The sequence below is a fragment of the Mesorhizobium sp. M1A.F.Ca.IN.020.06.1.1 genome (assembly GCF_004023265.1).
Taxonomy (GTDB): domain Bacteria; phylum Pseudomonadota; class Alphaproteobacteria; order Rhizobiales; family Rhizobiaceae; genus Mesorhizobium.
This window is the reverse complement of sequence record NZ_RZSR01000136.1, coordinates 1-8,942: the sequence shown is the minus strand read 5'-3', so window position 1 is coordinate 8,942 and position 8,942 is coordinate 1. Positions and strand designations below refer to the sequence as shown.

11 protein-coding genes and 1 pseudogene are annotated in these 8,942 nt (G+C 64.5%); 4 read left to right on the top strand and 8 right to left on the bottom strand.

Going from position 1 to position 8,942, the window contains the following annotated elements; translation table 11 throughout:
- The 3 genes and pseudogenes from EOA60_RS39845 to EOA60_RS08840 all read right to left on the bottom strand — a co-directional run.
- Positions 1 to 171 (bottom strand): annotated as a pseudogene (locus EOA60_RS39845) (cytochrome c); the annotation flags it as partial.
- Between the two features lie 160 nt (positions 172 to 331).
- On the bottom strand, positions 332 to 934 hold the full coding sequence (locus EOA60_RS08845) for a superoxide dismutase (protein WP_066997682.1): 603 nt from the start codon (positions 932 to 934) through the stop codon (positions 332 to 334).
- Between the two features lie 106 nt (positions 935 to 1,040).
- Positions 1,041 to 1,919: a branched-chain amino acid aminotransferase gene (locus tag EOA60_RS08840; RefSeq protein ID WP_095823732.1), complete on the bottom strand. Its 879-nt coding sequence runs from the start codon at positions 1,917 to 1,919 to the stop codon at positions 1,041 to 1,043.
- 252 nt (positions 1,920 to 2,171) lie between these two features.
- Between EOA60_RS08840 and EOA60_RS08835 the strand changes: the two genes are divergently transcribed.
- Positions 2,172 to 2,834: a haloacid dehalogenase type II gene (locus EOA60_RS08835; RefSeq protein ID WP_067320889.1), complete on the top strand. Its 663-nt coding sequence runs from the start codon at positions 2,172 to 2,174 to the stop codon at positions 2,832 to 2,834.
- Positions 2,835 to 3,006: 172 nt separating this feature from the next.
- A complete protein-coding gene (locus tag EOA60_RS08830; RefSeq protein ID WP_128311246.1) occupies positions 3,007 to 3,825 on the top strand; it encodes a L,D-transpeptidase in 819 nt (272 codons plus the stop codon).
- Between the two features lie 11 nt (positions 3,826 to 3,836).
- Here the strand turns inward: EOA60_RS08830 and EOA60_RS08825 are convergent, their stop codons facing one another.
- On the bottom strand, positions 3,837 to 5,264 hold the full coding sequence (locus tag EOA60_RS08825; RefSeq protein WP_095823919.1) for a PLP-dependent aminotransferase family protein: 1,428 nt from the start codon (positions 5,262 to 5,264) through the stop codon (positions 3,837 to 3,839).
- A gap of 77 nt (positions 5,265 to 5,341) precedes the next feature.
- Between EOA60_RS08825 and EOA60_RS08820 the strand changes: the two genes are divergently transcribed.
- Both EOA60_RS08820 and EOA60_RS08815 read left to right on the top strand, forming a co-directional pair.
- The gene (locus EOA60_RS08820) at positions 5,342 to 5,965 is read left to right on the top strand and encodes an FMN-binding negative transcriptional regulator (RefSeq protein WP_127335432.1); all 624 of its coding nucleotides are present in this window, start codon (positions 5,342 to 5,344) and stop codon (positions 5,963 to 5,965) included.
- A gap of 34 nt (positions 5,966 to 5,999) precedes the next feature.
- Entirely contained in the window at positions 6,000 to 6,650 is a 651-nt protein-coding gene (locus tag EOA60_RS08815) for a LysE family translocator (RefSeq protein ID WP_127335433.1), read from the top strand.
- Positions 6,651 to 6,713: 63 nt separating this feature from the next.
- Here the strand turns inward: EOA60_RS08815 and EOA60_RS08810 are convergent, their stop codons facing one another.
- From EOA60_RS08810 to EOA60_RS08795, 4 genes are all read right to left on the bottom strand, one after another.
- Entirely contained in the window at positions 6,714 to 7,187 is a 474-nt protein-coding gene (locus EOA60_RS08810) for a DUF4189 domain-containing protein (RefSeq protein WP_095823735.1), read from the bottom strand.
- 50 nt (positions 7,188 to 7,237) lie between these two features.
- Positions 7,238 to 7,963 (bottom strand): hypothetical protein, encoded by a 726-nt coding sequence (locus EOA60_RS08805; protein ID WP_095823736.1) that lies wholly within the window; start codon positions 7,961 to 7,963, stop codon positions 7,238 to 7,240.
- Positions 7,964 to 7,975: 12 nt separating this feature from the next.
- On the bottom strand, positions 7,976 to 8,515 hold the full coding sequence (locus tag EOA60_RS08800) for an invasion associated locus B family protein (protein WP_245479221.1): 540 nt from the start codon (positions 8,513 to 8,515) through the stop codon (positions 7,976 to 7,978).
- Positions 8,516 to 8,559: 44 nt separating this feature from the next.
- A partial coding sequence (locus tag EOA60_RS08795) for a YadA-like family protein (protein WP_206628111.1) occupies positions 8,560 to 8,942 on the bottom strand: 383 nt, incomplete at its 5' end.

Genomic DNA, 8,942 nt, shown 5'->3' with positions numbered 1-8,942 from the left:
CGTCAGCACAGCGGCGGCGTCGAAGGCCTCCTCGCCTTTGACGACCTTGGACAACTGGCCGGCGAGCTTGCCGCGTTCCTTCATCAGGGCCTGGCGATCCTTGATCGGGTCGGCATAAGCGGCCGAGCCGGCAAAAGCGAGCAAAGAGATGGCGATGACAAGCTTTCTCATTCAATTGGCTCCATGGTGAAGAGAGTTCGCGACTAGACGTTAACGGGCGATGCAGTGGAATTATTCCCTCCGCGCCGCAACGATTTTCTTGACTGGAATTGCCCTCCTGCGCCGGCAAAAGAAAAGCCCCGGTCATGCCGGGGCTTTTCGGAAGGGTCGATCAAGCTTTCGCCTTCTCGTAGAGTTCCAGGACATAATCCCAGTTGATCAGGCTGTCGACGAAGGCTTCGAGATATTTCGGCCGCGCGTTGCGGTAGTCGATGTAATAGGAGTGCTCCCACACGTCGACGCCGAGGATCGGCGAAGCGCCATGAACCAGCGGGTTCTCGCCATTGGGGGTCTTCGAGATCGCGAGCTTGCCGTCCTTGACCGAAAGCCATGCCCAGCCGGAGCCGAACTGGGTGGTGCCGGCGGCGACGAAGTCCGCCTTGAACTTGTCGTAGCCGCCGAGATCGGCATCGACGGCCTTCTGCAGCGCGCCCGGCAGCTTGTTGCCGCCGCCGCCCTTCTTCATCCATTTCCAGAAATGGATATGGTTGTAGTGCTGGGCGGCATTGTTGAAGAGCCCGGCATTCTTGCCGAAGGACTGTTTCACGACCTCTTCGACCGACAGGTCGCCCATTCCGGCCTCGGCGGCCAGCTTGTTGCCGTTGTCGACATAGGCTTTGTGGTGCTTGTCGTGGTGGTACTCCAGCGTCTCCTTCGACATGTAAGGCTGCAAGGCCTCGTAGTCGTAGGGCAAAGCGGGCAACTCAAAAGCCATGGATGGTACTCCCTCAGGAAAAGTCCGGTGAAACTACCGGACTAAGATAGGTCTGGAATGGGTTGGGACAACTCCGGAACGAAGCGCCGAACGCCTTTTTATCCGCTCAGGCGGCGGAAGTCGAATGCGCCCAATCCCAATAGAGCTCGCGCGCCTTCTTGGCGACCGGTCCAGGCTGAAGGCTACGGTCCTCGATGCGCGTGATCGGCACCACCTTCGAATGGTTGCCGGTCGAGAAGATCTCGTCCGCCTCGAGGAAATCGCGGATCGACAGCGTCTTCTCGGTGGTCCTGAAACCATAGTCGCCGAGCAGGTTGATCGTGCGCGAGCGGGTGATGCCGGAGAGGAAGGTGCCGTTCGCGGCGGGCGTCATCACATGGCCGTCCTTGACCAGGAAGATGTTGGAGGTGCCGGTCTCGGCGACATTGCCCAGCATATCGAGCACCAGCGCGTTGTCGAAGCCGCGCATCTTGGCCTCGAGGATGGCGCGGCCATTGTTGGGATAGAGGCAGCCGGCCTTGGCGTTGGTCGGCATGGTCTCGATGGTCGGCCGCCGGAACGGCGAGACGCCGATCGAAAAGCCCGAAGGCGGGATCATCGGCGCTTCGTAGAGGCAGAGACAGAAGCGGGTCGAGGACGGGTCGGCCGGCACGCCCATATAGCCGCCATGCTCGGCCCAGTACATCGGCCTGATATAGACGGCGGTCTTGCCGTCGAATTTCTTCAGGCCGTCCCATGTCAGCCCGACGATCTGCTCCGTCGTCATGGAAGGCTTCAGGCCGAGCGCGATCGCCGAGGCGTTGACGCGGGCGGCGTGACGATCGAGATCGGGCGCCACGCCTTCGAACCAGCGGGCGCCGTCGAACACGCTGGTGCCCAGCCACATGGCGTGGCTGCGCGGTCCCAGAATGGCGACATTGCCCTCGTACCAGTCGCCGTCCACATAGGTCCATGTCGCGGACTGCGCCGCCGCCGCCAGTGTCATCGTTTGCCGTCCGTATGGATGAGTTCCGGCCGCCATAGGACGACGCTTTGACGGCCGGCGTCAACCGACATCGGAAAAAATCCTTGAGGCCAGAGGCACTTAAAGCGCGGCGCACGGAAAGGGATGGCCCCTGCGTGTTGGGTTTTTGTCTTAATGCAATCCTTTCCGAAAACCGCTGCCCACTTTTGAGCGACATGCATTAACCGCAATCAGCGCTTGCGCGGCAGGGCCGGGCGCCGCAAAACTCTTCCTATGCACCATGCAGCCTATGTCTTCGACGCCTATGGCACGTTGTTCGACGTGCACGCCGCGGTGCGCCGCCATGCGGGCGAGATCGGGCCGGACGGCCAGCTTCTCTCCGAAATCTGGCGCGCCAAGCAGCTCGAATATTCCTGGGTGCGGACGCTGATGGGCGCCTATGCCGATTTCTGGCAACTGACCGAGCAGGCGCTGGACTTCGCGCTGCGCAAGGTGCCGTCGGCCGATCCGGCGCTCAGGGCAAGGCTGCTGGAAGCCTATTGGCGGCTCGACTGCTATCCGGAAGTGCCGGCGGTATTGAAGGCACTGAAAGCAGCGGGAGCGAAGCTCGCGATCCTGTCCAACGGCTCGCCGGAAATGCTGCGGGCGGCGGTGAAATCGGCCGCCCTCGACCAGATCCTGGACGACGTCTTCTCGGTCGACGAGATCAAGCGCTTCAAGACCGATCCTTCGGTCTACGACATGGTGGTCACTGGCTGGCGGCTCTATCCGGGGGCGGTGTCGTTCCAGTCCTCCAACCGCTGGGACGTCGCGGGCGCCGCCAGGTTCGGCTTCCGCACCGTCTGGATCAATCGCGCCAATCAGCCCGACGAATACCGGGATTTTCCGCCGGGGCTGATCCTGCCCTCGCTCGAAGGCCTTCTGGCAGGCGTTTGAGGGTGCTGTTGCTGCAGCGCAACAGATGTGTCGCGGTCACAGCTTCGCCTTTGTTTGTCCACCCTGAGGTCAGAATTGGAACCGCCTATCACCGCCGACTGTTATTGCAGCTGTCGGCGCCGGCCAGCGGATTCATGCATTCTTGCGAATTCAAGACCTAGAAAAGGCAACCATGTCAGACGCTTCCTTCCGCATCAGCCGCCGTGGCTTCCTCAATCTCACGGCCCTTGGCGCTGCTTCGGCGATTTCCGCCTGCTCCACCACCGGTCCTCGCCCGGCAGCCGTGCAGCCGCCACCGCCGGCCTCCGTCGAGCCGCCGCTCGGCGACTACGCCACCATGTATGGGCCGATGTCCGACAACGGCTTCGACCTGCCGGCCATCCCGGTAAACAAGATCGATCACAGATATTTGCGCCAGATCGTTCCAGATCCGACCGGACAGCGCCCGGGCACCATCGTCGTCGATACCACCAACCACTTCCTCTATCTGGTGCGTGAGGGTGGCCAGGCGATCCGCTACGGCGTCGGTCTCGGCCGCGCCGGCTTCGAATGGTCGGGCGATGCGGTGGTGCAATGGAAGCAGAAGTGGCCGAAATGGACGCCGCCGGACGAGATGGTCGCGCGCCAGCCGGAACTGACGGAATACAGCGCCAAGAACGGCGGTATGCCCGGCGGGCTCAAGAACCCGCTCGGGGCGCGTGCGCTCTACCTCTTCAAAGGCAACCAGGATACGCTCTATCGTCTGCACGGGTCGCCGGAGTGGTGGTCGATCGGCAAGTCGGTCTCGTCGGGCTGCGTGCGCCTGATCAATCAGGACATCATCGACCTCTATGACCGCGTGCCCAACAAGACGCCGGTCGTGGTCACAGCAGATGTTGGCCAGCCGAAGGCCGATATGCCCGAGCGCCGGGCCATTCCGATCGACAACGGCGTGCCGGACGACTCTGTCCTGCTGGGGCCGGTGCCGCAGGAGAGTAACGAGATCTTTTGATCCGGCGTTCGTCAGCGGTGCTTGGCGAGGATGTCCGCCAGCACCGCAACGCCGCGGCGCAACGCCTCCGCGTCGAGACCAGCATATCCCATGATGAAGCCCGCCGTTTCGGGCCGCGGCTCGGCCGGATCATAGAGCGGCGATACCGGATAGAGGCCGATCCCCGCAGCACGTGCGTCGGCGATGATCGCCGGCTCGCATCCAGAATCGATGCCGTTCAACCAGGCCACGACGTGCAGGCCCGTGTCGGCCCCAGCAACAGTCACCTTTGGCCCGATATGATCGGCGAGCGCCCGCAGCAGGACTTTTCGGCGCTCGGCATTTTTCCTGCGGATGCTGCGGACGTGGCGCTCGTAAGCGCCGCTCGTCAGCAGGTCGGCCAACACGTCCTGCTCCAGCATCGGAGCATGCCGGTCGGTCAGGCGCTTTGCCTCGCTGAAGGCCCGACGCAGGCCGGCGGGGACGACCAGATAACCGAGCCGCAAGGTGGGCGAGAGCGTTTTGGACAGCGTGCCGACATAAATGACGGAGCCTGGATCGAGCGTCTGCAGAGGCGGGATGGGCGCGATGTCGTGGCGGTATTCGCCGTCGTAATCGTCTTCGACGACATAGGCGCCTAATGCCGTGGCCCAGGCCAGGAGGGAATGCCGCCGCGTCGCCGAAAGCACGCCGCCGAGCGGAAACTGGTGCGATGGCGTGACGTAAGCCAGACGGGCCGGCGGCAGCGCATCCGTCCTTAGCCCGTCAGCGTCGACCGCAACTGGCACGGCGACGCCGCCCGCGGCCGTGAAGGCATGGCGGGCCAGCATATAGCCCGGATTCTCGATCACGAACGGATCGCCGGGGTCGAGCAGCAGCCGCGCGCAGAGGTCGAGCCCTTGCTGGGAGCCGTTGACGATGGCGATCTGGTCCGGCGCGCAGTTGATGCCGCGTGCGCGCCAGAGATAGGTTTGAAGGGCGCTGCGAAGAACAAGCGATCCCTGCGGGTCGCCATAGCGCAACCGTGCGCCGCGCCGCAGAATGGCTTTGTTCGAGGCCCGTCGCCAAGCCAGGACCGGGAAGTCCGCCCCGGACAGGTCGCCATAGCGGAAATCCGCAACCTTGGCCGGCTGCTGTTCCACCGGCGAAGGCAGAGCCAGCAGCCTGCGCGCGAACGTCGATAGGTTGCGTGGCGAGGCAGCCGCGATGGAAGCCGCCCCTGACGGCCTCTCCAGTCCCGGAGCCACAATGGCACGCGCGCCCTGCCGAATGATCAGGTAGCCTTCGGCGTCGAGCTGGTTGTAGGCCGCCGTCACCGTGGTTCGCGACGCGCCCCATTCGGCGGCAAAGGCCCGCGACGACGGCAGCCGATCGCCGGGCCGGTAAACGCCGCTGTGGATTTGCGCCTTGATCGCCGCGATGATCCGGCGCGCCACGCCTTCCTGCTCCAACTGGACCATCGAAAACCTGCAAAACTGGATGTTCCAAGCAAGCCAGCTTTCCTGCATCCTTAAATGCAATGCAAGGAGTTTCCGCCATGTACATTCCGCCCGCCTTCCGCGATGACAACAGGGAGAGCCTCATGGCGACGATCCGCGCAGCACGGCTGGCGACGCTGGTCACCGCCACGGCGGAAGGACCGCAGGCGACGCCATTGCCGCTCTTGCTCAACGAGAGCGAGGGCGAGCATGGAACAATCTACGGCCATGTCGCGAAGGCAAATCCGCAGTGGCGCGCACCGGTTCTGGGCGATGGCCTGGCGATCTTCATGGGGCCCGACGCCTATGTGACGCCGGCTTGGTATCAGACCAAGCAGGAGACCGGAAAGGTAGTGCCGACTTGGAACTACCTGGCCGTTCATGCCTATGGGCCGATCGAATTCTTCGAGGACGCCGACAGGCTGCTCGAGATCGTCACGCGCCTGACCAATCTCCACGAAGGCGGACGCCCCTCGCCTTGGTCCGTATCGGATGCGCCGCCGGATTTCATCCAGGCACAACTCAAAGGCATTGTCGGCTTGCGCATGCCGATCACGCGGCTCCAAGGCAAGCGCAAGATGAGCCAGAACCGCAACGCGGCCGATCGCGCCGGTGTCGCCACTGGTCTAGCAGCGAGCGACCGGCCTTCGGATCGCGACGTCGCCCAAATGATCCCGTCTTGACATCCGACCCAGTCCAATTGCCAGCGAGCCGATCATGCCGGACCTGACACTATTCGCCTTGTACTTCGCCGCGGCGCTGCTGCTTGCCATCACGCCCGGACCGGGCATCTTCTATGTCGCCGCGCGCACCCTGGCCGGAGGCCGCGCTGAAGGCGTCGCCTCCAGTTTCGGGACGGGCCTGGGCGGCATGGTTCATGTGCTTGCCGGAAGCCTGGGCGCTTCAGCCCTCGTGCTCGCGAGCGCCGAACTCTTTACGGCGCTGAAGTTGATCGGCGCCGTCTACCTCGTCTGGCTCGGCTTGCGCACCTTCCAGTCCGCCCGCCGCGAGGCAAAGACAAAACTGGAAGGTGGCGCGCCGACGCCTGCGGTCGGCGTTGGCCGCGCGTTTCGCGAAGGGGTGCTGGTCGAGGCGTTGAACCCGAAGACGGCCGCCTTCTTCCTGGCCTTCATTCCGCAATTCCTGGATCTCGGCGCCGGCCACGTCGCCTTGCAGTTCATGGTGCTCGGCTTCGTGTCGGTGACGCTCAACACGCTGGCCGATATCGTGGTCGCCTTCGCGGCCGGCCGCATCAGGGAAGGCGCGGCAGGCCGTTCCGGCATCATACGCGGGATGCGGGAGGCGTCCGGCGGCGCGATGATCGCGCTGGGCATCGGCCTCGCCGTAGCCAAGCGCCCTGCCCTCTGATCGCCTAGGCCAGGCCGGCGACTGGGCTCATCCGAATCTTGCCGCGACCGCCTCGTCCGTCCGTCAGGTGCAGACCCATTCGCGGATCTTGCACTCCCTCGCCTCGCCGCCACATTGGGCCGTGGCCTTGTCCTCGGCTTCACGGCGTGTCGTGGACGAGGCGGCGCCCCAGAACGGAGTTGCCGCGCCGCGGCGCTTGCCGACCGACAGAGCGGCGCAGTGTTCATAGGGGAAGCCGGTGCCGTCATCGTCGTTCCAATGGCGATGGTTGCGGAACACTTCGACCACCCGGCAGCCCTTGCCGTCTGCATTCTCACAGTGCTTGAACGCGATGTCTTCCGCTTCCTGACGCTTGTCGGCGCCCCAGAAGAAGCCGTGACGGCCGTCGCCGGGCGAATAGGCGATCGCGCCCCAGATGCCCTTTTCCTCGCCCGTTTCAGCCGGCGGCGGAGACACCAGGTCGGCCGCATGGCTGGCGATCGTAAGCCCGGCCAGCGCCGCCAGCAGCGGGAATGAGAGGCGACGGTCGATCAGCATGTTCGTAGCTCCCAATGCAGCTGTTCAAGATCGGTGGTTGTGCCCGGCGGCTATCCGCCCATGCGTGCGACCGAGACGACGATGCAGGTGTTCCCGACTGGGACCAGCAGCGCCTGGCCGCCATTGTTGGCCAGGTTGAAAAGCATCGTGTTCGAAAGGTTGTCCGCCAAAAGGCTGCCCTTCGGCAGCGTGCCGGCGACCTCCTGACAAGAGCGCTGGAACGGCGCCACGCGCACGAAGCCGCCCTCGCAGGTCTGCCCGAGAGGCGAGGCATAGACGATACCGGCCGCCTCGGTTTTATAGTCCGGCAGATTGTAGCTCATCCCGGCGAGCGCCTGCACGGCGTGCGTATCGGGCGAGGTCTTGTCCCATTGCGTCTGGACGGCATAGGTCGATCCCGCGGTCAGGGCCTGTCCGAGCGTGGCAAAGAGATTGGCGCAGGTGCGTACGCCCGCCTGAGCGACATGCGCCTGAAACGGATTCTTGTTCGCCGAGCTGTCTGCCGGCGCGGGCGTGGCTTGCGTCGACTCTGCCTGCTCGGGCGCCTGTGCTTGCGCGGAAGCGGTGCCGGCCACGAATGTCCCAAGCGAGGGGAAGACACGGAACGACACGATGACCGCCGCCGCGACCACGACGGCGAATGCACCGAGCAGCGCCGTGTTCCGCAACAGCCGCCAGGCCGACGAACGCGTCGGCGGCGAGCCGGCCGGCGGCTCCGGCAGCGCAACGGACTCGGAGCGCGTCAGAATTCTGTCCTCTATGGATTGGCGTGTCATCTCAAGCTCTTTCTAGTTGATGGCCGACAGCGCGGCCTTGAGCCCCTGGAGCGGGGCATCAAGTCTGACGGTCGCTCCTGACGGCAGGGAATAGGAAACCTGGACGGTGGTTTCTTTGCCGATCTGTTCGCGAAGCACGGGGCCGACCGGCAAATAGCCGACACAAACCGAGGCGTCGCAGGCATGCAGCTGAACATCCACCGGCTGCTTGCGGCCGGCAAATTTGAGCGAAAGCTTGCTTCCGGCGTCGGCCTGGCTGGGGGCCCGCAATATCATGAAAGGCTTGCCCTTCTCGTCGGCTGCCAGCGACCAGCTGAAGACCGGTGCCTGGCTCTGGTCGATGAAGGACTGACTGATGTTGCAAACCCGCTTCCTAGCCTGCAGGTTCTCATCGCAGATCAGGATCCAGTTCTCGAACGGGCGGGTGGTTCGCTGATACTGGCCGAGCTTGACGTCCGGAGGCACCGCGACATCCGAAGGCTTTATCCGATAGGCGGACGGCACCGCCTCCTGTCCGACCGCGCGCAGGCCGGACAGGAGCAGGCAAGCCATGGAGAATGCGACAGCAGCGACCGCGTGCCGGGGCATGGAGAGGCTCAGTTCAACGTGAAGCTGACGCCCGCGCCGACACCCCAGTGCCCGCCGGCCGTCGTGCCCGAGAGGTTCGCTCTCGCGCGCCCATCCTCGCTGGTGTAGCCGGCGCCGAACGCGACCGCTCCCTCGCCGCGCCAATAGCCGCCGCCGGCCGCCACGCTGACCTTGCCGGGACGATCGTCATAGCGCAGCGAGGCGGCCGCAAGGCCGATCGCGGCGGCCTGACGCGCCTCGCCCCGAGCCTCACCCATGTCCATATTGAGCTGACTGAGCTTGGAGTCGGTGTAGGCATTGGCCTGCTGCAGCGTGGTGGCCGCCACCTGATTGGTGTAGGTCTTGGAGTTGTCGAGCGTGGTCGCCAGCCCAAGATTGAGTTGCTGCACGT

Bases quoted from the DNA above. Each gene is read 5' to 3' on its own strand.
- EOA60_RS08845 (WP_066997682.1), bottom strand. From the start codon at position 934: ATGGCTTTTGAGTTGCCCGCTTTGCCCTACGACTACGAGGCCTTGCAG.
- EOA60_RS08840 (WP_095823732.1), bottom strand. From the start codon at position 1,919: ATGACACTGGCGGCGGCGGCGCAGTCCGCGACATGGACCTATGTGGAC.
- EOA60_RS08835 (WP_067320889.1), top strand. From the start codon at position 2,172: ATGCACCATGCAGCCTATGTCTTCGACGCCTATGGCACGTTGTTCGAC.
- EOA60_RS08830 (WP_128311246.1), top strand. From the start codon at position 3,007: ATGTCAGACGCTTCCTTCCGCATCAGCCGCCGTGGCTTCCTCAATCTC.
- EOA60_RS08825 (WP_095823919.1), bottom strand. From the start codon at position 5,264: ATGGTCCAGTTGGAGCAGGAAGGCGTGGCGCGCCGGATCATCGCGGCG.
- EOA60_RS08820 (WP_127335432.1), top strand. From the start codon at position 5,342: ATGTACATTCCGCCCGCCTTCCGCGATGACAACAGGGAGAGCCTCATG.
- EOA60_RS08815 (WP_127335433.1), top strand. From the start codon at position 6,000: ATGCCGGACCTGACACTATTCGCCTTGTACTTCGCCGCGGCGCTGCTG.
- EOA60_RS08810 (WP_095823735.1), bottom strand. From the start codon at position 7,187: ATGCTGATCGACCGTCGCCTCTCATTCCCGCTGCTGGCGGCGCTGGCC.
- EOA60_RS08805 (WP_095823736.1), bottom strand. From the start codon at position 7,963: ATGACACGCCAATCCATAGAGGACAGAATTCTGACGCGCTCCGAGTCC.
- EOA60_RS08800 (WP_245479221.1), bottom strand. From the start codon at position 8,515: ATGGCTTGCCTGCTCCTGTCCGGCCTGCGCGCGGTCGGACAGGAGGCG.